General features: G+C 66.6%; 22 protein-coding genes. 11 read left to right on the top strand and 11 right to left on the bottom strand.

Annotated features, from left to right (window positions below):
- Window positions 1-192 precede the first annotated feature (192 nt).
- Window positions 193-2,241, top strand: a complete 2,049-nt coding sequence (locus tag OF829_RS03710) for a glycoside hydrolase family 43 protein (RefSeq protein ID WP_264938598.1) — start codon at window positions 193-195, stop codon at window positions 2,239-2,241.
- Window positions 2,242-2,294: 53 nt separating this feature from the next.
- On the opposite strand, the gene OF829_RS03705 is transcribed toward OF829_RS03710, so the two are convergent.
- Entirely contained in the window at window positions 2,295-4,379 is a 2,085-nt protein-coding gene (locus tag OF829_RS03705; protein WP_264938597.1) for a RelA/SpoT family protein, read from the bottom strand.
- 102 nt (window positions 4,380-4,481) lie between these two features.
- Window positions 4,482-4,796 (bottom strand): CC_3452 family protein, encoded by a 315-nt coding sequence (locus OF829_RS03700; protein ID WP_264938596.1) that lies wholly within the window; start codon window positions 4,794-4,796, stop codon window positions 4,482-4,484.
- A gap of 148 nt (window positions 4,797-4,944) precedes the next feature.
- Between OF829_RS03700 and OF829_RS03695 the strand changes: the two genes are divergently transcribed.
- Window positions 4,945-5,433, top strand: a complete 489-nt coding sequence (locus OF829_RS03695; protein ID WP_264938595.1) for a winged helix-turn-helix transcriptional regulator — start codon at window positions 4,945-4,947, stop codon at window positions 5,431-5,433.
- Window positions 5,434-6,060, top strand: coding sequence for a hypothetical protein (locus tag OF829_RS03690; protein ID WP_264938594.1), 627 nt, complete (start codon window positions 5,434-5,436; stop codon window positions 6,058-6,060).
- Here the strand turns inward: OF829_RS03690 and OF829_RS03685 are convergent.
- Genes OF829_RS03685 through OF829_RS03675 form a run of 3 tightly spaced genes read right to left on the bottom strand, consistent with a single transcriptional unit; the run spans window position 6,057 to window position 9,549 of the window.
- Window positions 6,057-6,473: an acyl-CoA thioesterase gene (locus OF829_RS03685; protein WP_264938593.1), complete on the bottom strand. Its 417-nt coding sequence runs from the start codon at window positions 6,471-6,473 to the stop codon at window positions 6,057-6,059. The genes OF829_RS03690 and OF829_RS03685 overlap by 4 nt on opposite strands.
- Before the next feature lie 41 nt (window positions 6,474-6,514).
- A complete protein-coding gene (locus tag OF829_RS03680; protein ID WP_264938592.1) occupies window positions 6,515-8,287 on the bottom strand; it encodes a sensor domain-containing diguanylate cyclase in 1,773 nt (590 codons plus the stop codon).
- 53 nt (window positions 8,288-8,340) lie between these two features.
- Window positions 8,341-9,549, bottom strand: coding sequence for an LL-diaminopimelate aminotransferase (locus tag OF829_RS03675; RefSeq protein ID WP_264938591.1), 1,209 nt, complete (start codon window positions 9,547-9,549; stop codon window positions 8,341-8,343).
- A 114-nt stretch (window positions 9,550-9,663) separates the two neighbouring features.
- Here OF829_RS03675 and OF829_RS03670 point away from each other — a divergent pair, with 114 nt between their 5' ends.
- The 3 genes from OF829_RS03670 to clpS all read left to right on the top strand — a co-directional run bounded on the left by OF829_RS03670 (window position 9,664) and on the right by clpS (window position 12,819).
- Window positions 9,664-11,397: a PHA/PHB synthase family protein gene (locus OF829_RS03670; protein WP_264938590.1), complete on the top strand. Its 1,734-nt coding sequence runs from the start codon at window positions 9,664-9,666 to the stop codon at window positions 11,395-11,397.
- A gap of 116 nt (window positions 11,398-11,513) precedes the next feature.
- Window positions 11,514-12,308 (top strand): phasin family protein, encoded by a 795-nt coding sequence (locus OF829_RS03665; protein WP_264938589.1) that lies wholly within the window; start codon window positions 11,514-11,516, stop codon window positions 12,306-12,308.
- Between the two features lie 175 nt (window positions 12,309-12,483).
- A complete protein-coding gene (gene clpS / locus OF829_RS03660) occupies window positions 12,484-12,819 on the top strand; it encodes an ATP-dependent Clp protease adapter ClpS (RefSeq protein WP_264938801.1) in 336 nt (111 codons plus the stop codon).
- Window positions 12,820-12,823: 4 nt separating this feature from the next.
- Here the strand turns inward: clpS and OF829_RS03655 are convergent, their stop codons facing one another.
- Window positions 12,824-13,528, bottom strand: a complete 705-nt coding sequence (locus OF829_RS03655) for a Crp/Fnr family transcriptional regulator (protein WP_264938800.1) — start codon at window positions 13,526-13,528, stop codon at window positions 12,824-12,826.
- Between the two features lie 150 nt (window positions 13,529-13,678).
- Between OF829_RS03655 and murA the strand changes: the two genes are divergently transcribed.
- Complete coding sequence (gene murA / locus OF829_RS03650; RefSeq protein WP_264938588.1) at window positions 13,679-14,974, top strand: UDP-N-acetylglucosamine 1-carboxyvinyltransferase; 1,296 nt, start codon at window positions 13,679-13,681, stop codon at window positions 14,972-14,974.
- A gap of 148 nt (window positions 14,975-15,122) precedes the next feature.
- Here murA and OF829_RS03645 read toward each other — a convergent pair whose 3' ends face one another.
- The 3 genes from OF829_RS03645 to OF829_RS03635 form a co-directional block, all read right to left on the bottom strand.
- Complete coding sequence (locus OF829_RS03645; protein ID WP_264938587.1) at window positions 15,123-15,668, bottom strand: DUF4199 domain-containing protein; 546 nt, start codon at window positions 15,666-15,668, stop codon at window positions 15,123-15,125.
- An 89-nt stretch (window positions 15,669-15,757) separates the two neighbouring features.
- Window positions 15,758-16,174 (bottom strand): response regulator transcription factor, encoded by a 417-nt coding sequence (locus OF829_RS03640; protein WP_264938586.1) that lies wholly within the window; start codon window positions 16,172-16,174, stop codon window positions 15,758-15,760.
- A 40-nt stretch (window positions 16,175-16,214) separates the two neighbouring features.
- A complete protein-coding gene (locus OF829_RS03635; protein ID WP_264938585.1) occupies window positions 16,215-19,061 on the bottom strand; it encodes a DUF2339 domain-containing protein in 2,847 nt (948 codons plus the stop codon).
- A 96-nt stretch (window positions 19,062-19,157) separates the two neighbouring features.
- On the opposite strand from OF829_RS03635, the gene OF829_RS03630 reads away from it, so the two are divergent.
- Window positions 19,158-19,751, top strand: coding sequence for a TetR/AcrR family transcriptional regulator (locus OF829_RS03630; RefSeq protein WP_264938584.1), 594 nt, complete (start codon window positions 19,158-19,160; stop codon window positions 19,749-19,751).
- Here the strand turns inward: OF829_RS03630 and OF829_RS03625 are convergent.
- Window positions 19,748-20,221 (bottom strand): MarR family winged helix-turn-helix transcriptional regulator, encoded by a 474-nt coding sequence (locus OF829_RS03625; protein ID WP_264938583.1) that lies wholly within the window; start codon window positions 20,219-20,221, stop codon window positions 19,748-19,750. The genes OF829_RS03630 and OF829_RS03625 overlap by 4 nt on opposite strands.
- Window positions 20,222-20,329: 108 nt before the next feature.
- Here OF829_RS03625 and OF829_RS03620 point away from each other — a divergent pair, with 108 nt between their 5' ends.
- Complete coding sequence (locus tag OF829_RS03620; RefSeq protein WP_264938582.1) at window positions 20,330-21,307, top strand: hypothetical protein; 978 nt, start codon at window positions 20,330-20,332, stop codon at window positions 21,305-21,307.
- Between the two features lie 9 nt (window positions 21,308-21,316).
- On the opposite strand, the gene OF829_RS03615 is transcribed toward OF829_RS03620, so the two are convergent.
- A complete protein-coding gene (locus OF829_RS03615) occupies window positions 21,317-22,786 on the bottom strand; it encodes a GH1 family beta-glucosidase (protein WP_264938581.1) in 1,470 nt (489 codons plus the stop codon).
- A 184-nt stretch (window positions 22,787-22,970) separates the two neighbouring features.
- Between OF829_RS03615 and OF829_RS03610 the strand changes: the two genes are divergently transcribed.
- Both OF829_RS03610 and OF829_RS03605 read left to right on the top strand, forming a co-directional pair.
- The gene (locus tag OF829_RS03610; protein ID WP_264938580.1) at window positions 22,971-23,618 is read left to right on the top strand and encodes a PilZ domain-containing protein; all 648 of its coding nucleotides are present in this window, start codon (window positions 22,971-22,973) and stop codon (window positions 23,616-23,618) included.
- 114 nt (window positions 23,619-23,732) lie between these two features.
- Window positions 23,733-25,757, top strand: coding sequence for a putative bifunctional diguanylate cyclase/phosphodiesterase (locus OF829_RS03605; RefSeq protein WP_264938579.1), 2,025 nt, complete (start codon window positions 23,733-23,735; stop codon window positions 25,755-25,757).
- The last annotated feature ends 20 nt before the right edge of the window (window positions 25,758-25,777 follow it).

Here is a 25,777-nt window from a genome sequence, read left to right as displayed (position 1 = left end):
GAGAGATCACTGATGAAGCACCATGTTGTCCCGGAAGGCGGACATCGCGCTCACGCCGGCGCTTGCCACCGTCCTCACCCCTTCGCCGCGGCTCCCCAGACGCAGATGCGGCATCAAGGCGCAAAAAGGGGAAGCATCATCCGACATGGGTCGAAATCGTTTGGAATTGTCATATCGGGGCTGGTGTCGTGCATGGCCTTGGCGCTGGTAGCCTGTGCAGCGCCGGCATCTGCGCAGAATCGGGACGGTCCGGTGGCGAGCGCGCCCAAGGGCATGCCGACCGCGACCTGGACGCCGGATAATGGCGACGGCACCTTCACCAATCCCTTGTTTTATGACGAATTTTCAGATCCGGACGTGATCCGCGCCGGCGACTGGTTCTATCTGACCGGCACCACCATGCACGCCATGCCGGGCCTGCCGATCCTGCGCTCGAAGGACCTGGTCAACTGGGAATTCGTCGCCTACGCCCTCGACAAGCTCGACCTCGGCCCGGCCTTCCGGCTGGAGGATGGCCAGAATATCTACGGCCAGGGCATCTGGGCGCCGTCCTTTCGCTACCACAACGGCAAATTCTACATTTTCGCGAACGTCAACGGCCAGACGACCCAGATGTTCATGGCCACCGATCCGAAGGGGCCATGGACGCGCACGCCGATGAAGCGCAGCCTTCACGACCTGTCTGTCCTGTTCGACGACGACGGCAAGGTCTATGTCGTCTGGGGTCACCAGGCGCTGCACCTGGCCCAGCTTACGAATGACCTGACCGACGTGGTTCCAGGCACCGAGCGCACCCTGTTCACCGCCGACGCCGGGATGGGCGAGGGCGCGCATTTCTACAAGATCGGCGGCAGATACTATATCATCAGCGCCGAATATGCCGGCGGCTTTCGGATGCCGGCCGCGCGGGCGGATCATGTGCTGGGCCCTTACGAGGTCAATCGCGCGATCAGCCTACACGAGGACTTCGGCATGGCGGCAGGCGCCCGTCTGCGTCAGCCCAAGCCGCCTTTCGAATTCTGGCCACCTAGCCCTGCCGCCAATCATAGCCTTGCGATGCACCAGGGGGGCATCATCCAGACGCCTGAGGGCGAATGGTGGGGCTTTTCGATGATGGATTTCAATTCAGTCGGCCGGCTGACGGCCTTGTCGCCGATCACCTGGAAGGACGGCTGGCCCTGGTTCGGCCTGCCGGGCAATCTGATGCGCACGCCGCGGACCTGGGTGAAGCCGAAGACCGCTACGCCACAGCGTGTGCGTGTGCCCTTTCAGCGTAGCGATGATTTTTCGGCGCAGCAGCTCAAGCCGATATGGCAGTGGAACCATGTCCCGGTCGCCGGCAAATGGTCCTTGTCGGAACGGCCGGGTTTCCTGCGGCTTCACGCCCTGCCGGCGACCTCGTTCTACGATGCGCGCAATACCCTGACGCAACGGGCGATCGGGCCGATGTCGGCGCCGAGCGTCCTGCTCGACGTATCGAACCTGAAGCCGGGCGACACGGCGGGACTGGGCCTGCTCAATCTCCCTTATGCGACCTTGGGCGTCGAAAAACGCACCGACGGGCTCAACCTCGTCTTTTATGACCAGCGCCGCGACCAAGCGGTGCGGGTGAAGATGGCCGGGACGCGTATCTGGCTTCGGGCCGACTGCGATTTTCTCACCGAGCGGGCGCGCTTCAGCTATTCGTTCGACGGCGTCGCCTTTACGCCTATCGGCGACGAGGTCGTGCTGATCTACCAGACCTTCACCTTCCAGGGTGTCCGTTATGGATTGTTCAACTACAGCACGACCGGTGCCGAGGGCGGTTTTGCCGATTTCGACAGTATCCATGTCTATCAGCGGTATACCCATGGGCTGATGCGGCCCATTCCTTATGGCCGATCGATCCGGCTGGCGTCGTTTCACGCGACGACCGGACTGGCGACCAGCCATGGTCGCCTGGCTTCGGGTGTCCCGACCCGGTTCGAGATCGTTGACCGCCGGTTGGGCCGCGTCGCGCTGCGATCGGGCCGGCGCTATGTCACGGTCGGTGAGGATGGCGGGGTGACGCTTGGGGCCGGCCAGTCCGGCACTGCGCAAAACTTCCAATGGATTGAAACGCCGACGGGCGAACTGGCGCTGATGTCATTGGCCACCAACCGCTTCCTGCACATCGATCCGCAGACCGGGGATATCCGGGCCGACAGTCCCGGGCCCATGCCGGACAACAGCGACGGCGCGCGCTTTGTCTGGTCGGAATAGCCTCTGAGGGGCGCAAAGCTGCCTGGAGTACGAAGCTCCGAATTGGTGCGCCCCTAAACCCGCTCCGCCGAACTCACCGCGTCCGCCGCCCTGAGCGCGGCGAGCAGCTTCATCAGATGCGCCGCGTTCCGCACCTCGACGTCGATCGTGTTGAGGTGAAAGGTCGTATCGCGGTTATCCAGCCGCAGCCCCAGGATGTTGGCCTTGTGCTGGCCCATCAGCGTGGCGACCGCGCCCAGCGCGCCGGGTTCGTTCTTGAGCGTCACCGCGATGCGGGCGACGCCGCCTTCGGCCTTGTCGCCCCAGGTGAGATCGACCCAGTCCTCGTCGTCGTCGGAGAGGTGGGCGCAGGTGATCGCGTGGACCTCGATCGGCTTGCCCGGATGGCGGACGCCGACGATGCGGTCGCCGGGGACGGGGCGGCAGTCCTCGGAGAGGGTGAAGGCCACCCCCGGCGTGAGGCCCTTGATGTCGATCGCATGGGCTTGCGGGGGCGGGGCGGCTTCGGCGCCGGTCGCGGAGCCGGGCATCACCGCCTCCATCACCTGCGCGTCGGTGAGCTTGCGGCGCGCGATCGCATCCATCAGCGCGCCTTCGTCGGCGAGCTTGAGGCGCTTGATCGCGTCCTTGAGCGCGGAGTCGCCCGCAGGGGTGGGCAGGCGGTGGACGATCTCGTCGTACATCTTGCGCCCGAGCGCGACCATTTCGAGCCGCTCCTTGTGGCGGATATGGCGGCGGATCGCGGCGCGCGCCTTGCCGGTGATCGCGAAGTTGAGCCAATTGGCCTGGGGCTCCTGCGCCTTGGAGCGCAGGATCGCGACCTGATCGCCCTGCTCGATCTCGGTTCTGAGTGGCACGACGCGGCCGTTGATCTTGGCGCCCACCGCCTGATCGCCGATGTTCGAATGGACCGCATAGGCGAAGTCGATCGGGGTCGCGCCCTTGGGGAGCTGGATGAGCTCGCCCTTGGGGGAGAAGGCGAAGATCCGGTCCTGATACATCGCCATGCGGGTATGTTCGAGCAGTTCCTCGGGGCTCTCGGCATGATCGAGGATCTCGATCAGGTCGCGGATCCAGCTGACCTGGGTATCGGGGCGGACGCTATCCTGCTTGTACGCCCAGTGCGCGGCGAGGCCATATTCGGCCTGGGCGTGCATGTCCGCGGTGCGGATCTGGATCTCGACCCGCATATTCTCCGCATGGATGATGCTGGTGTGGAGCGAGCGATAGCCGTTGCGCTTGGGGGTGGAGATATAATCCTTGAAGCGCCCGGGGACCATCGGCCAGCGGCGGTGGATGACCCCGAGCGCGCGATAGCATTCCTCCTCGGTCGCGACGGTGGCGCGGAAGGCCATGATGTCGCTGAGCTGCTCGAGCGAGACGTGGCGCTCGGACATCTTCTTCCAGATCGAATAGGGATGTTTCTCGCGGCCAGTGACCTCGGCCTCGATCCCGTTGCGGCCGAGCAGCAGCTTGAGGCCCGAGGCGATCTTGAGGATGCGGTCCTCGCCCTCGACCTTGAGCGCGTCGAGCCGTTTGGTGATCGACTCATAGGCCTCGGGCTCGAGCTCCTTGAAGGCGAGGCTCTGCATCTCCTTCATGAATTCGTACATGCCGATCCGCTCGGCGAGCGGGGCATAGATGTCCATCGTCTCGCGGGCGATGCGGCGGCGCTTCTCCGGGCTCGGGATGAAGTGGAGCGTGCGCATATTGTGCAGCCGGTCCGCCAGCTTGACGAGCAGCACGCGGATATCGTCGGACATCGCCAGCAGGAATTTGCGCAGATTTTCCGCGGCGCGCTCATTCTCGCTCTGCGCCTCGATCCGGCTGAGCTTGGTGACGCCATCGACCATGCGGGCGACGTTGGGGCCGAAGAGACGTTCGATCTCCTCGGGGGTGGCGACGGTATCCTCGATCGTATCGTGGAGGATCGCCGTCGCGATCGTCTCGTCGTCGAGATGGAGATCGGTGAGGATGCCCGCCACCTCGATCGGGTGGCTGAAATAGGGGTCGCCCGAGGCGCGCTTCTGGCTGCCATGGGCGTTGACCGAGAAGACATAGGCGCGGTTCAGCAAGGCCTCGTCGGCCTCGGGATCGTAGCTCAGCACCCGATCGACCAGCTGATATTGGCGCAGCATGGGGCCTAGATGGGCATGTCGGGTGCTGCCTTGCAACAAATTCCAGCAAAAAGGGGCGCTCCGGTTGCCCGAAGCGCCCCTTTTTGATGTTGAGCGACGGGCTCAGCGCGCGCGGGCGTTGCACTTCGCAAGCGCATCGGCGTCGAACGCGGTGCCGTTGGCGCTGAACGACTGGAGCGTGCCGACTTCGCGGACGACCAGCTCGCACATGATCGCATCGCGCGAGGTGGACTTGGACGCGGTGCAGGTGCCCTCGCCGCAATGCCACACGGTGCTGCGCGTGACGACGCTCGTCTTGGCCGGAGCCGTCACCGGGGTCGCGGAATAATAGCCGCGCGTCGTCTGGGCAAAGCCAGTTGCGGGGACGAGCGCCAGCGTTGCCGCGGCAGCTGCCGCGACGGCAATCATACGGTTCATGTCTTCCTCCTGGGGTAGTCTCGATTGCAACTAGGTTGCGAATCACTACCTAATTGACATAGAGATAGGTTGCAAGCAGAAACTGGTGCTGCGCTGCAAAAATCTATCTCGTTCCGTTGCAACGTGAAATGCGATAAGGTGTGTGGTTATGGGTGGTATGCTCCGTGAAGATCTCCAGGCCTTGTGCAGCCTGCCGGCCGCGCTGGAGGCGATGGGCGAGCGCTGGTCGTTCCTGATCCTGCGCGGTTCGTTCAACGGGCTGCATCATTTCGAGGAGTTCCAGTCCGAGCTGGGGATCGCGCGGAATATCCTCGCGAACCGGCTCGCGCGGCTGGTGGGCCATGGCATCCTCGTGCGGGCGCCATGCCCCGACGATCGCCGCAAGATCGAATACCGGCTGACCGACAAGGGCTATGCGCTGCTGCCGACGATGATCGCGCTGCGCCAATGGGGCGAGCGCTGGGAGACCGGCGTGCCCGCCACCCCGATCCTGGTCGATGTCCGCGACGGCCGGCCGATCCGCCCGGTCGAGGTGCTCAGCCATGACGGGCGGGTGCTGACCAAGGGCGACCTCCACTGGGCGCTGCCCGAGGACGTCGCCCGCGAGGACGAGCCCGAGGTCAAGGCGGCGGAGTAGGTGCGGCCGGGCTGGCTTCTCGCGGCGCTGCTGCTGCTGAGCGGGTGCACGCTGGGCTCGGATGACTCACTGATCGTCGTGTCGGATATGCCGGCACAGATGGCCGGGCATTACGAACTCTATACCGAAGGGCCGGTGGAGGTGCCTGCGGCGTGGGAGACCAAGATGGTCTGCCTCGATCCGGCCAATGTGCCCGTTCCTGCGGAGGGGGTTCGTTACTGTGCGTTCCCGGCGGAGGAAGACCGTGGCGGCACCCCGCGTTTCCTGGACATTGCGCCGAACGGAAAGGCATTTGCGATCCGTGACCCCGATCGTGCGAGCCTTGCCGGCGACGACAAGGAGCTTCGCTTTCTGGGGCTCGGGGAAGGCATGTATCTGGCGCAGTTCTACGAGGGCAGCCGTTTTCACCTTTGGATCGCACGCATGAGCGGCATCGGGATCGAGATCTACGCGCTGGGTTGCGACGATTTCCCCAAGGGTACGCGGCCCTATCATCCCTATGGCGGGACCTTTGGGCCGCCCTGCTCGGCGATCTCGCTGGATGCACTCCGTCCCGGGCTGGATGCCTACGCTGCGAAGATCAAGGCGGGACGCAGGGCGCCGTTCGCGATCCTGAAGCGCCTCTAGCCGCCGAGCGCTTCGAGCCTCGCCTTGACGCTCGCCGGAATCGGCACCGACTTTCGCGCCGCCAGATCGACATGGACGCTGACGATCTCGACGCTCGCGTGAAGCTCGCCCGTATCGGCGTGGCAGAGATGGATGCGGTGGGTCATGCTCGAAGTGCCGACCCGGTCGATGCGTACGAACGCCTCGATCATGTCGTCGAGCCGGAGCGGTTTCTTGTACTCGATGGTCGAGCGGACGACGTTGAACTCGGCGTCGAGCCAGTCCGGGCCGATCTCGCTCAGATCCGCCCAGCGCCAGAATTCGGTGATCGCGACATCGGCATATTCGAGATAGCGCGAGTTGAAGACGATCTTCTGTCCGTCGATCTCGGAATAGCGGACGCGGAAGCGGGTAGAGAAGGGGAAGCCGGTCATGGCGCGCGGACTGGCCGATGGCGCGGGGCGGCGCAACCCCGTCAGGAGATGAAGTCGGCGGTTTCCTCGACGCGGTTCCGGCCGGCGCGCTTGGCGCGGTAGAGCGCCTGGTCGGCGCCGTCGAACACGACGTCGAGCGTGACGCCCGAGCAGAGTTCGGCCAGCCCGATGCTCATCGTCACCGATCGTTCGCCGCCGGGCACCGCGAAGCTGCGCGCGGCCAGCGCGCGGCACAACCGCTCGCACACCGGGCGAGCGGCGGCGAGATCGAGGCCGTGGAGCAGGATCGCGAACTCCTCCCCGCCGAGCCGCCCGATCGCGTCATAGGGGCGCAAGCTGTCGCGGAGCAGGTCGGCGAGCATCAGCAAGGCGGCATCGCCCGCGGCATGGCCATGCTCGTCATTGACGCGCTTGAAATGATCGAGATCGAGGATGGCGAGCGTCGAGGGCGTGCCCCGCCTTGCGAGCGCCATCATGTCCGCGCCGGCACGCTGAAAGGCGCGGCGGTTGAGCAGGCCGGTGAGCGGGTCGGTGGTCGCAGCGCGCTCCAGCTCGTGCTCGCGCTGCTTGCGGTCGCTCAGGTCGCGCACGACGCTGACCACCGAGACGATGACGCCGTCGGGATCGGCGACGGCGCGGGTGTTGGTCTCGAACCAGGCCTCCTCGCCGTCGGCGCGGCGGGAGCGATACTCGACCCGGAAGCTGCGGTCGGGATGGGCGAGCGCCTGGCGATGGGCCTCCTGCACGCGGGCGCGGTCGTCCGCGATGACGAGGGTCAGCGCGTTGGTGCCGACCAGCGCCTCGGGCTCGTACATGGCCAATTCGCGCACCGCGGGGGAAGCGAAGCGGATCGTGCCGTCGGGATCGAGCGTGAACATGGCGTCGGTGGCGGTGTCGGCGAACAGGCGATAGCGCGCCTCGCTCTCGCTGAGAGCGCGCATCAGCGCGGAACGCTGCGACAGCACGGCGGCGACCGGAAGCGCGAGCAGGAACTCGACCCCGAGGAAGAGCTGGAAGAATTGCAGCCGCACCGCCGCGCTTTGGGCGATCAGCATCATCGGGCCCGAGCCCATCAGCGTGAAGGCACCGCCAACCAGCGCGACGATCACGATTCCCAGTGACGCGCCCGCGCGGCCGAGATGCATCGTCGCGATCATCACCGGCAGCGCGGTGACGAAGAGCAGGGGAAAAGTGTGCTGCGCGAACACCGCGGCGGTGACGATCCCGACGAGCAGCGCCAGGCCGGCGCCCTCGACCAGACGGTGTCGGGGGATCGACCGCTCCGGCTCGCGGTGAAGCGCGAGCAGGACGATCGGCGTCACGATCAGGCTGCCCAGGCCATGCCCGATCAGCCAGTCGAACCAGACCTTGCCGAAGGGAAGATCGAGCCAGAGCGAGACGGCCGCCGCGGCGGGAAGGCCGCTGACCGCGGGGGCGAGCAGCCCGGCGGCAGCGATGAAAACGATGATCGACTGCGGGCTGGCGAGCGGTGCCGCCGTGCCGTGCCAGCGGCGGATCAGCAGCGCGCCGATCACCGCCTCGGCCATGTTGGCGACGCCGAGGATCGGAGCGATCTGCCAGATCGCCGAGAAACAGAAGGAAGCGAGCAGGCTGCCGATCGCCGCCGCGGCGATCAGCGGCGCCCAGCGGCGCGGCTTGCGCCCGACCAGCATGGCGAGCAAGGGCGCGGTCGCTACCCAGAGCAATGCGACCCCGCCGCTAAGCCGCGTCAGCGCGATCGCCGCGCCGGCCAGCGCGAAATAGCATAGCATCAACGCCAGCGGCGCGAGCAGGCGGGCACGCAAACGACTCACGCCGACCCAATAGGCGAAGCCTGGTTAATACCGGCTTCCCCGCGGGTTAGGACTTATCCTGCTTTGACGCTCGGCGTGTTGACCCCCATCGACTGAAGGTATTTCCGCACGTTGCGTGCCGCCTGGCGAAGCCGTTGCTCGTTCTCGACCATCGCGATGCGGACGAACCCCTCGCCATTCTCGCCGTAGCCGACGCCGGGTGCGACCGCGACCTTGGCGTGGGTGAGCAGCTGCTTCGAGAATTCGAGGCTGCCCAGATGCGCGAGCGCGGGCGGGAGCGGGGCCCAGGCGAACATCGATGCGGCGGGGGCGGGGATTTCCCAGCCGGCGCGGCCAAAGCTCTCGACTAGCACATCGCGGCGCTTGTGGTAGAGCTGGCGGTTCTTCTCGACGATGTCCTGCGGGCCGTTGAGCGCGGCGCAGGCGGCGGCCTGGATCGGGGTGAAGGCGCCGTAATCGAGGTACGATTTCACCCGCGTCATCGCTGCGATCAGCTTCTTGTTGCCGACCGCGAAGCCGATCCGCCAGCCCGCCATCGAATAGGTCTTCGACAGCGAGGTGAACTCGACCGCGACATCCTTGGCGCCCTTGACCTGGAGGATCGAGGGGGTCGGATTGCCGTCATAATAGAGCTCGGAATAGGCGAGATCGGAGATGATCCAGACCTGGTTCTCCTTCGCCCAGGCGACGAGGCGTTCGTAGAAGGCGAGGTCGACGGTCTCAGCGGTGGGGTTCGACGGATAGTTGACGACGAGCACGCTCGGCCTGGGCACGGTGAAGGCGATCGCGCGCTCGAGGCTCTCGAAATAGCGGTCGTCGGGGGTGGTCGGCACCGCGCGGATCGTGGCGCCCGCGAGGATGAAGCCGAAGGTGTGGATCGGGTAGCTCGGATTGGGCGCGAGGATCACGTCGCCGGGCGCGGTGATCGCGGTGGCGAGGCTGGCGAGCCCCTCCTTCGAGCCCATGGTGACGACGACCTCGGTCTCGGGATCGACCTCGACCCCGAAGCGGCGGGCATAATAATTGGCCTGCGCCTTTCGGAGCCCCGGAATGCCCTTCGACGCCGAATAGCCGTGCGCGTCGGGCTTGGCCGCGACTTCGCAGAGCTTGTCGATGACATGCTGGGGCGGGGGCAGATCGGGGTTGCCCATGCCGAGATCGATAATGTCCTCCCCTGCCGCACGCGCTGCTGCCCGCATGCCGTTGACTTCGGCGATGACGTAAGGGGGCAGGCGCTTGATGCGGTAGAAGTCTTCGGACATGTCCTCGGCTCTTTCGGGTTGGAGGGATGGTGCGTCTGTGCACCGGAAACGTTGATAAGCCATATGCGCCGCCACTGGAATGACGCGATGCAGAAAAACCGCTAGAGGATCGCGATGGCCGAAACTCCCCCGGAACCGCCCAGCCTCGAGGATCTGCAGCACTGGACCTGGGTGCTCGGGCGCGCGCAGCAGATGATGCTCGAACATGGCATGGACGTGCTCGAGCACGCCCCCGCCGCGCCCCCGTTCGGCGCGTTGCTCGATCCCACCGCGGCGGTGCGCGCGACCGCCAATTTCTGGGCGGACACAATGACCTTGTGGCAGCGCTTCCTCGATCCCGAACACGCCAAGCCCTTCGAGGAGACCCCCGAGCAGGCGCGCGACAAGCGCTTCAAGGCGAAGCAGTGGCGCGAGGAGCCCGTGTTCGCCTTTCTCCGCCAGAGCTATCTCACCATCGCCGATCACATGCTCAAGGGTGTCGACGCGCTTGAAGGCATCGACGAGCGGCAGAAGGAGCAGATCCGCTTCGCGACCAAGGGGTTCATCGACGCGGTGAGCCCGACCAACTTTCCGGTGACCAATCCCGAAGTGATCGAGAAGGCGATCGAGACCAAGGGCGAGAGCCTGCTCAAGGGTCTCAACCACATGATGGCCGATATCCAGAAGGGCCAGATGACGCAGGTCGATCCCGACGCCTTCGAGCTGGGGCGCAACCTGGCGATGACCCCGGGCAAGGTGGTCAAGCGGACCGATCTCTACGAGCTGATCCAATATTCACCGGCGACCGAGAGCGTCTACACGGTGCCCCTGGTGATCTTCCCGCCGTGGATCAACCGCTTCTACATCCTCGACCTGACGCCCGAGAAGAGCTTCATCCGCTGGGCGATCGAGCAGGGGCTGACGGTGTTCGTCGTCTCGTGGAAGTCCGCCGACGCGAGCATGAAGGACGTCGTATGGGACGATTATATCGAGCGCGGGCAGATCGACGCGATCGACAGCGTGCGCGCGCTGTTGGGCGTCGAGGCGGTTCATGCGATCGGATACTGCGTCGCGGGGACGACGCTGGCGGCGACGCTGGCGGTGCTGCATGCGCGGGGGCAGGCGGAGAAGGTGAAGAGCGCGACATTCTTCACCGCGCAGGTCGATTTCTCCGAGGCCGGCGACCTCACCATGTTCGTCGATGACGACCAGCTCGCCCTGATCCAGAGCCTGGGCGGCGAGGGGTTCCTCGACGGGCGCTATATGGCCGCGACCTTCAACCTGCTGCGCGGGCGCGACCTGATCTGGAATTACGTCACCAACAATTATCTGATGGGGAAGGATTACGCGCCGTTCGACCTGCTCCACTGGAATTCGGACGTCACCAACCTGCCCGCCAAATGGCATCTCGGCTATCTGACCGATCTCTATCGCGACAATAAGCTGGTGCAGGCGGGGGCGATTAGGGTTGCGGGGACGCCGGTCGATCTGGGGCTGGTGAAGACGCCGGCCTATGTCCAGGCGGGACGCGAGGACCATATCGCGCCGGCGGCGAGCGTTTGGAAGATCACCCACCACTTCAAGGGGCCGCTCAAGTTCGTGCTCGCGGGATCGGGGCATATCGCGGGGGTGGTGAACCCGCCCGCCGCGGGGAAATACCAATATTGGACCAACGACAAGAAGGTCGAGACGCTCACCGAATTCTTCGCGGGCGCGAAGGAGACCAAGGGGAGCTGGTGGCCCGACTGGATCGAATGGATCGCCGCGCTCGACTCGGAGAAGGTGCCCGCCAAGGGCGCGCGTGCGCCGGGCAAGGGGAAGTACAAGGGTCTGGGCGACGCGCCCGGAACCTATGTGCGGACACGCTAAGTATCTGATCCGGCTTCAAATTACGGTTATGTTGCAGTGCACAATAATGCCCTTGCATTGTGCGGCGCACAGGCATATATGCTGCATCGCAACAACGTCATTTTGAGGTGAGTCCAATGGCTAGCAAGGGTCCCAAGAACGGCACGGCAAAGCCCGCCGCTTCGAAGGCCGGTGCGCGTCCCAAGACCGCGCCGAAGCCGAAGGTTGTTGCCGTCGCGGCTGAGAAGCCCGCGCCGGTCGTCGAAGCGGAGCTTGTCGCCCCGATCGCGATCGAGCCGGTCCCGGCCGCCGAAGCAACGCCGCAGGAAGTTGAAGTCGTGGCCGAGCCCGTCATCGAAGCGGTGGAAACCGCCGTCGAGGAGGCTCCGGCCATCATTGAAGAAACCATCGTCGAGGCCGCCGAGCCGGTCCTCGAAACCGCCACCGCCGTCGCCGCCCCCGAGGCCGCGACCGCCACCGTCAAGGAAGCCAAGATCATGGAAACCATCGAGACCAACGTCGCCAAGGCGCAGGCCTTTTTCGCCGACTTCAACGACCGCGCCAAGGCCGCCGTCGAGAAGTCGACCGTCCTGATCGCCGAAGCCAATGAGTTCGCCAAGGGCAACCTCGAGGCCGTCGTCGAGTCGAGCAAGATCGCGGCCAAGGGCCTCGAGTCGTTCGGCCAGGACGCCGCCGAGTATAGCCGCAAGTCGTTCGAGACCGCGACCGCGGCGCTCAAGGGCATGTCGGCCGTCAAGTCGCCGACCGAGCTGTTCAAGCTGCAGAGCGACTTCTTCAAGACCTCGTTCGACTCCTATGTCGCCGAAGCTTCGAAGAACACCGAGGCGCTGATCAAGCTCGCCGGCGACGCCGCGCAGCCGCTGTCGAACCGCGTCGCGGTTGCCGCCGAGAAGGCCAAGCTGGCCGCCTAAGCGCCACTTGAAAAACGGACAAAGTGGCAAGGGCGTCCGCTGCGAAGCGGGCGCCCTTTCTACGTTCGGGACCGAAAACGCGGTTTATTGCGGCGCAACGGCCTTGCCTCGCCAGAGGGGGCGGCATATTTTCAGAACCGTGACACCTCCCATCACACTCAACATGTCCGGCAAGATGGCCGGCGACGGCGACCAGGACGGCGGCGGGGGCGATGACCCCTCGGTCGGCATCGCCACGCGGACGCGCACGCGCACCAAGAAGCCGACTCCGTATCGCGTGCTGATGCTCAACGACGATTACACGCCGATGGAGTTCGTCGTGCTCGTGCTCCAGCGCTTCTTCAAGATGACGATGGAGGAAGCGACCCAGGTGATGCTCCATGTCCACCAGCGCGGCGTGGGGGTGTGCGGGGTGTTCAGCTATGAGGTCGCCGAGACCAAGGTGAGCCAGGTGATCGATTTCGCCCGGCAGAACCAGCATCCGCTGCAATGCACGCTGGAGAAGGCGTGAGCGCCTAAGGCCGCGGCAGCCAGCCCAGGTCGAGCCGCTCGAACCGGTTCACATAATTGGCGGCGCGGCAGAGCGAGTTTTCGTCGAGCAGTGTGACGCGGCCATTCTCGCGCGCGATCAGGCCCTCTTCCTCGAGCTGGCGGAGCATGCGGTTGACATGGACCGCGGTGAGCCCGGTCGCGTCGCCCACCTCCTCTTGCGTCAGCCCCAGCGTGAAATCGTCCTCCACCGACTTGTCGGTGGCGCGCAGGCGATTGCGCAGCTCGAGCAGCAGCGCCGCGACGCGCGCCTTGGCGCTGGTGCGGCCGAGCGCGGCGAGCCGGTCGGTGAGCGAGACGCGCTCGATCTGGCAATAGACGAGGATCATTGCCGAAATCCGCGGATGGCTGATGATCAACTGGGCGAGCTGGCCGCGGTCGAACGGGCTGACCACGCAGTCCGACAGCGCGCAGAGCGTCTCGGGCGCCTCGCGATAGATCAGGCCCGATACGCCGAGCATGTCGCCGGGAAAGAGAAAGCGCAGGATCTGGCGGCTGCCGTCGTCGAGCAGCACATAGCTCATCATCAGCCCCTTGCGGAGGATGTAGAGTTCGCCGCCGGTTTCGTTCTCACGCTGAAGGATCGCCCCGCGGCGTACATTCCGCTGGCGTTCTTCGAGGTTTTCGAGCGCCGTTCGTTCCCCCTGCGTCAGGTCGACGAGTTCACTCAACACTTCGGCGAAACAACTACCGGCCACGCTATTCGCTTCCCCCCACGGGCAATGCAAAGCAGTGCCGTGAAATCATTGCATTAAAATCGATCAACCATCCCCGTTACGGCTGACCTTGCGCGCGCGCGGCGAGGGGCTAATAGCCCGTCAATGGACCGTATCCTCATCCGCGGCGGAAACCGGCTTTCGGGTCGCATCGCCATCTCGGGCGCGAAGAACTCCGCGCTGACCCTGATGCCCTGCGCTTTGCTGACCGACGAACCGCTTACCTTACGGAATCTGCCACGTCTGGCGGACGTTGACAGCTTCGGACATCTACTGAACCAGTTCGGGGTCTCGACGACGATCGAAGGCGGGCGCCCGAGCGATTTCGGGCGGGTGATGACGATGCGCGGGCAGCAGCTGACCTCGACGGTCGCGCCCTATGACATCGTCCGCAAGATGCGCGCATCGATCCTGGTGCTGGGGCCGCTGGTGGGCCGCGCGGGCGAGGCGACGGTGTCGCTGCCGGGCGGCTGCGCGATCGGCAACCGGCCGATCGACCTGCATCTGAAGGCGCTCGAAGCGATCGGTGCCGAGATCGAGCTGGCGGCGGGCTATGTGAAGGCGGTGGCGCCAAAGATCAACGGGGTCGGGCGGCTCACCGGCGGGCGGTTCAGCTTCCCGGTGGTCTCGGTCGGCGCGACCGAGAATGTGCTGATGGCCGCGGTGACCGCCAAGGGCGGTACGATCCTGGAGAATGCGGCGCGCGAGCCCGAGATCGTCGATCTGTGCAACCTGCTCGTGGCGATGGGCGCGTCGATCAGCGGGATCGGTACCGAGACGCTCGAGATCGAGGGCCGCGACCGGCTCCACGGTGCGATGTACCGGGTGATGCCCGACCGGATCGAGGCGGGCAGCTATGCCTGCGCGGCGGCGATCACCGGGGGCAGCCTCGACCTGGTCGGCGCCTCGGCGCACGATATGCGCGCGACGCTCGATGCGCTGATCGAGGCGGGGGTGAGCGTCGAGGAAAGGAAGGATGCGATCCGCGTGAGCGCTGACGGGCCGCTCAAGCCGCTGACGCTCAGCACCGCGCCCTTTCCGGGCTTCGCGACCGACATGCAGGCGCAGTTCATGGCGATGCTGCTCAAGGCCGATGGCGCGAGCGTGCTGACCGAGACGATCTTCGAGAACCGCTACATGCACGTGCCCGAACTGGCGCGGATGGGCGCGCATATCGATGTGCGCGGGCGGACCGCGGTGGTGCACGGCAATGCGAGCCTGGTCGGCGCACCGGTGATGGCGACCGACCTGCGCGCGTCGATGAGCCTGATCCTCGCGGGGCTCGCGGCCGAGGGGCGGACCGAGGTCAATCGGGTCTACCATCTCGACCGGGGTTACGAGCGGCTGGAAGAGAAGCTCCAGGGTGTGGGCGCCGATATCGAGCGCCTCGGCGACGGCTAGCTCGCATCGATATTCAGCCCAGGGCGGACTGCAAATGGTGGTTGTCCGCGCTTCCGGTGCTCACGTGCCTTAAGCACGCTGCGCTCCGGGTCGCGGCCAACCACCATTTTCGCCGCACCCTGAACTGAATCTCGACGCAAGCTGGGCGCTACTGCGCGGCGCGCGCTGGCAGGATCTTCGGAAAGCACAGCAAGCCCGCCGAAAAGATCGGCACGACGAGGCCCAGCGGCACGATCAGCTCGACCATCGTCATCGGGATGCGGAAGAGCGGGTTCTTGTAGGCCTCGGCCATCGCCTGCATTTCGGCCATCTGCTTCGCAATCTCGGCGGGCGGCGTGTGCTTGGCCTCGAGGCCGTGGCGGACCTTGTCGATATAGTCCGCCATGAAGCTGTAATGGGTGAGCGCGAGATAGATTTCCCAGACCAGCGCATAGGCGATGGCGGCGGTAAGGGCGATCGCGAGCCCGAGGCCCAGCGCGGGGAAGAATTTGATCACCCCGCCGCGCTCGACGTCGCGGTAACGCTTCACGCCGACAAAGACGAAGGTGAGCCCGACGAGCTGCACCAGATAGCCGAACCAGTAGGTGGCGAACGGCCCTTCCTCGCCGAAGATGGCGAGCAGGGTCGAGATGATGCCGGCGATGACGGCGCCGACGAGCAGGCCGTAGATGAGCGAATAGCGCGTGAAGGTCATGGCTTCCCCCTGAATGGATGTGCCGCGAGATCAGCCGATCGCGTGCCCCCACGCCATCGCCCGAACGGGTGATTTTCGTGGAATCGCCGTCACGCGGCGGGAATCAGCGACAGGAAGCGCGCTTTCTCGATCGCCTGGACGCGGCGCTCGACCTCGAGCTTTTCATAGATGCGCGCGAGATGGGTCTTGACCGTGTTGGGCGAGATATGGAGCGCCTCGGCCATTTGCTGGTTGGTGCGGCCCGAGGCGAGCAGCTCGAGGATCTCGCATTCGCGTGGGGAAAGGCCGAGCGCGGCGATCGCGGCGGTGTTGCGCTCGAACCGCCGGCGGGGGCGCGCGGTGAGCGCATGGCCGGCCCAGACCCCGAGCAGGGTGAAGCCGATCGCGATCAGCACGATATAGAATTCGGTCGAGAACAGGCGCATCACCCGGCCATATTCGAGCCATTGCAGCACCAGGGCGGCGATTGCGAGCGCGCCGGCATAGATGAGGATCGTGCGGACCATGCCCGCGAGGCTGCCAGAAAAGCGCCTCGCGGGACAAGGGTCAGTCGTTACCGGTCCTCAGCCGCGAGTCGGGCAGATAGCGGCTGTAGAGCCAGCCGACCCCGATCAGGCTGAAGCCGAGCGCCGCGAACGAGGCGATGCGGAGCAGCCCGTCGAGCCCGGCGGCGTCGCGCAGGAACACCTTGCCGACCGCGGCGAGCATCAGCACCAGCGAGGCGATCCGCCAGTCGCGCGAACTCGTGCGAATGCCCCATTGCAGGAAGCCGATGGCGATTCCGATCGCGAGCAGCGAGCGCCAGATATCCTCGGCCTGGCCGACTTCGCCGAGCATGATGACCGTGCCGTGGAAGGCCTGGCCGAGCGCGGAGAGGGCGAAGAGCAGGATCAGGACGATCTGCGCCAAGCCACGGGCGCGCCGGGCCAGATCGTCGTTGCTCACGTGGCGCGAGAGCCAGATCAGGCCGAAACCGGTGCCGTAGAGCGGGACCAGCCAGGGGCCGACCGCCTGGAGATCCCAGAGCGGGTTGTGCTGCATCAGGCTGAACCAGGTCAGGTGGAGCAGACTGGCCAGGCCGAGGCCGGTGGCGATCCGGCGGGCGTCGAGGCGCCAGGCGGCGCAGGCGGCGGCAAGGAGGAGCAGCTCCCACAGGGTACGTTCGGCGAGGCCATGGGCGATGAAGGCGTCGGGGCTAGGGATCGCGAAGAGATGCTTCCAGACGATATGGACCGCGATGGTGGCGAGCGCCGCCGTCTCGATCGCGCCGATCCGGCGCAGGCGCGGCGGGAGCGGGGTGCGCCACAGGACCAGCGCGAGCGCGAGCGTGGGTGCGGCGATGCGGATCGCGACGGGGACGAGATCGGGCAGCGCGGTGACGTAGAGCGGGATCCCGACCAGCGCCATGAAGCCGGGGACGAGCCAGCCGGCGAGCGGCTGCACCGCCCAGGCGAGCGAGAGCGCACCGGCGGTGGCGAGCGCGGGAACTGCGCGGTCGCGGGCGGTGAGGGCGAGCCCGGCGATCACTGTCGCGGGGAGCAGGGCGAGATAGTCCTCCGCGATCGGCTGGGCGAAGGCGATATAGAAGAGCAGGACCGCGAGGCACTGGATCGGCGCGCGCGCCTTCTCGTTCGGCGACCAGCGCGCAAAGGCGAGCGCGGCGGCGGCGGGGACCAGCCAGCGGAGGATGGCAGGGAGCAGCATTGCGACCGGGCGGGTGAAGCCCGCGGCGTGCGCCATCTCCTCCAGCCCGCGCCACGAGATGAGGAAGATCAGGGCCGCCATGCCGAAGGCGTGGGCGGCGGCGGCGATGCGCCTGTCCTGCGAACGCAACGCGAGCAGCAGGGTCGCGGCGGCCGCGGCCGCGGTCGCCGGGGCGAGGGCCCAGTCGGGCAGGGCAAGGGCGGCGGCGAGCAGGGCGAGACCGATCGCCGGGACCGAGACGAGCGCGAAGCGCGGATCGGCGAGGCGATCGGGATGGCGCCAGCCGAGCGCGGCGGCGAAGGCCGCGAGCGCGGCACCGGCAAAGGCGAGCGTGGAGAAAGTCTGCCAGCCCCAACGGTCATGGAAATGGAGCAGCGGGATCAGCGCGACGGCGAGCGCCAGGCCCGCCAGCTGGAGCGCGTCGCCGGTGTTGCCGTCGCTGCGCCACAGCCGCCACAAGGCGGGCCCGCCATAGATGGCGGTGCCACCGGCGAGGACGAGCGCGAGAATCGCCGGGTCGGGCTGGTTCCAGCTCATCGCGAGCAGCGCGCCGGTGCCGAGGCCGATCAGCGGCGCCTGGGCGAGCAGGCTCTGGCGGCGCGAAAGGAAGACGATCGCGACCGAGAAGAGGGCGAACATGCCCCATTCGAGCGGCGCGAAGTTCCCGGTCGCGACGATTGCGGCCATCTGGGCGCAGCCGGCGACGGCGGCGGCAAGGCGGAAGGTGGCGGAGCGGTTGCCGACCAGCAGCAGCGGGAAGGCGATCGCGAAGAGCAGGGTAAGCGTGCCGACCGCAAGGACCGAGGCGGTATCGTGCAGCCCGCCCAGGATCAGCAGCGCGCCCCAGCCGAAGCCGCCGAGCACCGCGAGCGCGCCGAGCCACCACCAGCGCTGGTTGCGCCCGAGCGCGCACAGGCCGCCGACGGTGAGGGCGAGATAGGTGGCGAGCAGGGGCACGTTGGGCGATTCGGCGCCGACGAGCGCGGGCGCGGCGAGGCCGCCGACCAGGCCGAGCACCGCGCTGGGGGCGCCGAAGCGGAGCGACAGACCGGCGGCGAGCGCGGTGACGAGGGCGAGGCCGACAAAGGCGGTCATCGGATCGACGAGGTGGTAGAGGTTCGCCGCGACCAGGATCGAGGCGTAGAGGGTGGCGATGCCGGCGCCCGCGAGCGCCTGACGGATGCGGTCGTCGATCACGAAGCGGTGGCTGCGCAGCGCGACTTCGGCGGCGGCGATCAGGCCGGTGCCGAAGAGCAGGCCGAGCACGACGCGGATCGCTGGCGAGAGCAGCCCGGCGTCGATCGAATATTTGACGATCAGGAAGCCCGCGACCGCGAGCGTGATCCCGCCCGCCCAGATGGGGAGGTAGCGGCCGAAAATATCCTCGAAGCCCAGCATGCGGCGCGGCGCTCGTTCGGGCTCGTCCTCGAACACGGGGATCGCTGGGGGAGGGGGCGGCGGAGCCGGGCGCGGGGCGGGTGCCGGGAGCGGTTCGGGTTCGAGCGCCGTCCGGACCTCGGCCGGGGCGGCCGCGAGCGGTTGGGCAGGCGCGGCGGGGCGCTCGTAGTGGCGCGGCGCGCCGGCGAAGAGGAGCTCGCGCAGATTTTCGAGCCGTTTCTCGAGCGTGCTCACGCGCTGCCACAATATGGCGCAGGCGACGATCAGCAGAAACAGGACCAGCGCAGTCATCGTGATTCTCCTCGGGTACACGGCCTGCATAGCATGAAATGATCAGTGTTCAATAAAATAATTGGACAGTGATCAATTTCGCTTATACCGGGGCTTATGGGTCGCCGATCGGACCATAGCCGCGCCGAGCTCGAGGCGCTGATCCTCGCCGAGGGGCACCGCCTCATGGCCGAGGTCGGCTATGCGCGCTTCTCGGCGCGCGAGGTGGCCAAGCGGATCGGCTATTCGATCGGGACGATCCACAATGTCTTCGGCAGCCACAACCGGCTGGTGATGGCGATCAACAGCCACACCTTCACGCTCTGGGCCGAGGCGATGCGCGCACGGCTCGACGCGGGCCCGGCGGACCGGATCGCGGTGCTGGTCGAAAGCTATTTCAGCTTCGCCGCGGAGAATCCGAACCTGTGGATGGCGATCTATGATCACCGCCTGCCCGAGGGCGAGCAGATTCCCGAACGCGACCGGGAGCAGCGCGCCGGGCTGACGGGCATGGTCGAGGCGGAGATTATCCGGGTGCTCCCGCCTGAGCGTGCCGGCCGCGCCGCGGCGCTGGCGCGCTCGCTGGTGGCGACGGTGCACGGACATTGCGCGTTCGCGCTGACGGGCACCTTCGCGCTGCTGGGCGAGGAGGATCCGATGGGCGCCGCGCTGGCGCGGGTACGCGAGACGCTGGCGGCGGCGGGGGGCTAGGCCTGCGCTTCCAGATGCGCGCGCAGCCGGTGCATCATGTCGAGCATCGTCCGCTGCTCCGCCGCGCTGAGCACCGACAGATTGGCGCTTTGCCGGACGTGAAGTCCCTGGCCGACCTGTTCGAAGCGCCGAGCCCCGTCCTCGGTCAGGTGGATGATATGCGCGCGCCGGTCAGTGGGGTGGCGGCCGCGCTCGACCCAACCCTCGCGTTCGAGCATGTCGAGGAGCAGTACCAGCGAGGATTTTTCGATCCCCGTCGCCTCGGCGAGCCGGGTCTGGGTCAATGTGCTTTCGCCGTGCAGTTCGCGCTGGGCGCGCAGCGTCGCCAGGATGAGGACATGCCCCATGTGCAAGCCAGTACCCGTGAGCGTCGCGGCGAGGCTGTCGTGGAACAGCCGGTGCAGCCGCGCCAGCGCATAGCCGAAGTTCTGGGCATGAAAGGCGTCGATCTCGTCGCGTGGGCTGTTCATGGGCGATGCGTAGGCGGTCAAAAGGCTCGGTGCAAGGATGTTAGATTATAGATTGAAATATTATCTATAATTAGACTATATCGAGTCGTCCGATCAAGGGATGGAACGATGCTACGCCGAATCCTGCCCGTAATCTCGCTCTGGCTGCTGTCGCCGCTGGTCGCCGAATATCTGCTCGGCTCGATGCCGGTGTCGCTGATCGGCGCGCTGCCGGTGATGGCTGCCATGTACGGATCGGCGGCGCTTTTGATCCGCGAGGGGGCGCGGCGCAGCGGCGGCGGATGGGTGACGATCGCGCTGCTGGGGATCGCCTATGGCCTGATCGAGGAAGGCTTCATCACCCAGTCGCTGTTCAATCCGAACTATCTCCATCTGCGGCTGCTCGACTTCGGCTATGTCCCCGCGCTCGGCACCGGGCTGCCCTGGCTGGTGTTCGTGGTGACGATCCACGCCGTGTGGAGCATCGCGGTGCCGATCGGCTTCGCCGAGGCGCTGTTTCCCGCGCGGCGCGAGCAAAGCTGGTTGGGACCAGTCGGCGTCGGCGTCTTCGCGCTGATCTTTCTGGCCGGGGCCGCCGTGGTGGCGCGTTTCACCTATCAGTCCTTGCCCTTCATGGCTTCGCCGGGTCAGTTTGCGGGCGCAGGGTTGGCGGTCGCAGCGCTGATCGCCGCCGCCTTTGCCTGGCCGCGCTTCCGCACCGAGGCGGCCGAGCGGCCCGCTCCGCCATCGCCGGCGCTGTTCGCGCTCGCCTTCGGCGCGGGATCGGCGCTGATGCTGCTCGAGCATTTCAGTCATGCCCTGCTCGCCTGGCCGTGGCAGCTGAGCGTGGCGGCGATGATCGCGATCGAAGCGGCTTTCGTCGGGGCGATGGCGCTCTGGACGCGGGGGCGGCGATGGAATGACCGGCAGCGGTTCGCGCTGATGGCGGGTGGGCTCGCCGTCTATGGCGTGTTCGGCTTCCTCACCGACCGCGAATTGCACGGCGCCGCCGATCTTGTCCCGCACAGTCTGGTGGCCATCCTGGCTCTTGCGCTCGCGCTGCTTGCCGGGCGCAACGCGGCGCGCAGCGACAGGATGGCCGGCTGAACCAGGGCCTCAGAGCATCGCCTTGCGCTTGATCAGCTCCTTATACCATTCGGCGCTGAGCTTCGGCGTGCGCTTCTGGGTCTGGAAGTCGACATAATGGATGCCGAAGCGCTTCGAATAGCCGTCGGCCCATTCGAAATTGTCCATCAGGCTCCACAGGAAATAGCCGACCGCGGGATAGCCCTCGGCGACCGCGCGCTGGAGTTCGCCGATATAGTTGCGGAGGTACATCAGCCGGTCGGTGTCCTCGACCCGGCCGTCGACGAGCTTGTCGTCCGACGAGCAGCCATTTTCGGTGATGTAGATCGCCTTGGGACCGTAAAGCTCGGTGACGGTGCGCACCGCCCAGTAGAGTACCTCGGGCCCGACATAGAGCCAGGGCGAGGCCATGCGCGGCGCCGAGGTCGGATGCGGGAGGAGCTTGTAGCCCGAGGCCGCATTGGCGTCGGCGCGGGCATAGTTGGGCTGGTAGCAATTGAGCCCGACGAAATCGAGCGGGCTCGAGATGATCTTGAGGTCGCCGTCCTTGATCACGGGCATGTTGGCGCCCTCCGACCGGACGTAGCTGTCGATATATTTGCCCTCCATGATCACCCCGAGGAACATCGCGTTGGCGTCGCGGGTGGCGGTGCGCGCGGCGGCGATATGCTCTGGGGTGTTCATCACCGGCACGTAGAAGGTCGGGTTCTCGGCAAGGCCGATCTGGGTGCGGGCGGGCACCTTGGCACGGATCGCCTGGACCGCGAGGCCGTGCGCGAGCACGCCGTGATGGCGGACCTGGTTGGCGTCCTTGTCGCCGAGCTTGAGCCCGGGGGCGTGGAGGCCCTGCTTGTGGCTCAAATCGGTGAAGCAGCGGATCTCGTTGGTGGTCATGAAATGCTGGACGCGGTCGCCGATCTGGCCGGCCATGTAGCCGGCATAATCGGCGAAGGCGTAGCTGGTGTCGCGATTCTGCCAGCCACCGGGGAGGGCGGAGGGATAGTCCCAGTGGAACATGGTGACATAAGGGTCGATGCCCTGCTCGAGCAGATCGTCGAGCACCGCCTTGTAGTGATCGACGCCCTTCTGGTTGGGTTTGCCGCGGCCTTCGGGGAAGATGCGCGACCAGGCGATCGACATGCGGTACATATCGACGCCCAGATTCTTCAGCAGCTGGTGGTCTTCCTTGTAGCGGTGATAGCTGTCGTTCGCGACGTCGCCGGTGTCGCCGTCATGGACCTTGCCGGGGGTGTGGGAGAAGACGTCCCAATTGGTCGGCCCGCGCCCATCCTCGGTGGCGGCGCCCTCGACCTGATAGGAAGCGGTGGCGCAGCCCCATTTGAAATCCTGGGGAAAGGGACGGTCGTGCAGCGTCGGGCCGGATGCCGCCGCAGGCGCCTTGCTCGCCTCGGCCGTGCCGGTCGCCAGATTGGCGGCCACCGCGCCCGCCGCGGCGGCGCCCAGGGTCTTGCCGATATCGCGGCGTGAGAATTTGGTCATGGTCCTCTCCCGATTCTGTTCTGGGCATTTGAATAGCAGCTTGAGCCTAGCAGCAACTGACAACGCTGTCTAACCGCGACGATAACCCTTTTCGTTGAGCAAGCGGAAGCAGGTTTAGGGCAGGCTGCAGCCTCCAGTATTGGGCCAGGGATCGTTTTCCCGCGTTGCGGGAAGAGGGGGCACAGTGGATAATTACGAAGCGCATGAGCTGACCTCGGTGTTTTTCGGCGAGGTGGTTCCAAGCCCGCCCGAGCGGCGGGCCGAGGAGCGGCAAACCTCGCTGCTGCGCGTCGGCAAGCTGATCGTCGGGCTGGAACAGCGGCTGTGCATGATCCGCAATATCTCGAGCGCGGGCGCAATGCTGCGCCTCTATCAGCCGATCGATGTAGGCACCGATGTGGAGGTCGAAGTGACCCCCGATTGCCCGGTCCCCGCGACCGTGATCTGGGTTCAGGACGACCTGGCGGGCGTCGCCTTTGCCGAGTCGATCGACGTGGTCGAGGCACTGCGCGGGGCGAGCCGGATGGGCCCCTATCGCCGCGTCGCGCGCACGCCGCGGCTGCGGATCCGCCGCGCCGCGACGATGCACACCGACGATCTCGAAAGCGAAGTGACGCTGTGCGACCTGTCGCTCAACGGCGCCAAGTTCGAGACCGAGGCGGCGCTGTCCACCGATATGGAGGTGGCGCTGTTCGTCGACGGGCTGCCGCCGCTGACCGGGCGGGTGCGCTGGTGCCATGATCTCCATGCGGGGATGGAATTCGACATTCCGGTGCAGATGGACGTGCTTGCCGAATGGATGGGGAGCGGCGCGACCCAGCCGGCTGCCTGAGCAAGGCCCGCAAGTTCGCGCAATTTCACGGCATATTAACTGCGATCGGTGTACGAGTCGGTCCAATATGGCGGTATCGGCATCGTGCCGGTCAGTGCCCCGTGAAGGCCGGTCATGATCGACGTCGCATTGTGCATCGGGCGCGAACATGATCCCTGGCTGGTCCTGCTTGCCGTTTTCGTGTGCTGCGTCGGCGCGTTCGCGGTCGTGCAGATGCTCGGGCTCGCGCGCGAGACCCACGGGGTGCAGCGGCTCGGCTGGCTGTTCCTGACCGCGGTCGGTGCGGGCGCGACGATCTGGTGCACCCATTTCGTGGCGATGCTCGCCTATCGCGCCGGGGTGCCGGTGACGCTCGATCCGGTGCTGACGATCGTCTCGCTGATCGTTGCGGTGGTGGGGACGGGCGCGGGCTTCTGGATCGCGGTGTGGCGGCCGGGGATGCTCTGGTCGCTGCTCGGCGGGGCGATCGTCGGCGTGGCGATCTCGACGATGCATTTCACCGGCATGGCGGCGTACCGCATCGACGGGCTGGTCGAATGGCGTGCGGGCTATGTCGCCGTCTCGGAGCTGGCGGCGTCGTTCTTCGCGGCGCTGGCGCTCGGGGCGCTGCAATGGCCGCGTCTGGCGCGGCATCGGATGGCGGCGGCGACGGGGTTGCTCGTGGTGGCGATCGCGGCGCTGCACTTCGTGGCGATGACCGCGCTCAAGATCACGCCGCTCACGCTGAGCGAGGCGCCGCTCGACACGCGGCAGATGCAGGCGCTGGGGCTGGCGACCGCGCTGGTCGGGCTGGTGGTGATTGCCGCGGGCGTGGCGGCGGCGGCGATCGATCGCTCGACCCGATCGGACGTGCAGCGCCGCCTGCACCATATGGCGACCAACGACGCGCTGACCGGACTGCCCAATCGGGCCGCGCTGATCGACGAGCTGACGCGCCAGATCGAGATCGCCCGGACCAGCGGCGCGCATCTGGGCGTCGTCGCTGTCAACGTTGACCGGTTCCAGGAAATCAACGACGCGCATGGTCACAAGGCGGGCGATGCGGTGCTCGCGACGCTGGCGCAGCGGATGCGCGGACAGATGCGGCGGCACGAGCTGGTCGCGCGCTTCGGCGGGGACGAGTTCGTCGCGGTGATCCGCTACGACCTGCCCCAGCAGCTGACCGGCTTTGCCGAGCGGATCGAGGCGGCGCTGGTGGCGCCCGTCACGATCGGATCGCTCAACGCGCGGATCGCGGCGAGCATCGGCGTGGCGGCCTATCCGCAGGATGCCGGCGATGCGCAGACGCTGACCAACAACGCGCATCTCGCGATGCATCGCGCCAAGACCGCGGGGGTTTCGGGCCCCTGTTTCTACGACGCGCCGATCGACGAGGCGATCCGCGAGCGGCGCGAGCTGGCCGCCGATCTGCGCCGCGCGATCGAGGAGAATGGGCTGGAGATCCAGTATCAGGTCCAGGCGCATGCCGATTCGCGCGAAGTGAGCGGCTATGAGGCGCTGGTGCGCTGGACGCATGCCGAGCGCGGGCCGGTTTCGCCCGAGATGTTCGTGCCGCTGGCCGAGGAATATGGGCTGATCCCGGCGCTCGGCGAATGGGTGATGCGGCGCGCCTGCAGCGATGCGATGACCTGGGAGCAGCCGTGGAAGGTGGCGGTCAACGTCTCGCCCGCGCAGCTGGGGCATGCGGGGCTGCCCGCGCTGTTCCATCAGATCATGCTCGAGACCGGGCTGCCGCCGCGCCGGCTCGAGATCGAGCTGACCGAGACCGCGATCATGACCAATCGCGACCAGGCGCTCCATGTGCTGCGCCAGATCAAGGCGCTGGGCGTGGGCGTGGCGCTCGACGATTTCGGGACGGGCTATTCGTCACTCGAGACGCTGCGCGCCTTCCCGTTCGACAAGATCAAGCTTGACCGGCTGTTCGTCGCCGAGCTCGACAGCCCGCAGGCGATCGCGATCATCCGCGCGGTGCTGGCGCTGGGCAAGAGCCTGTCGATCCCGATCCTCGCCGAGGGGATCGAGACCGAGCGCCAGCTCCTCGTGATGCGGCGCGAGGGGTGCGACGAGGTGCAGGGGTTCCTGTTCGGGCAGCCGCAGGCGCAGCCGGCGGCGGTGGCGAGGAAGCGGAAGTCGGCTTAACTCCCTCTCCCGGAGGGAGA

The organism is Sphingomonas caeni (assembly GCF_026013415.1).
Classification (GTDB): domain Bacteria; phylum Pseudomonadota; class Alphaproteobacteria; order Sphingomonadales; family Sphingomonadaceae; genus Sphingomonas; species Sphingomonas caeni.
Note: the sequence above shows the minus strand (reverse complement) of the source record. Positions and strands in the feature narration are given on the sequence as shown.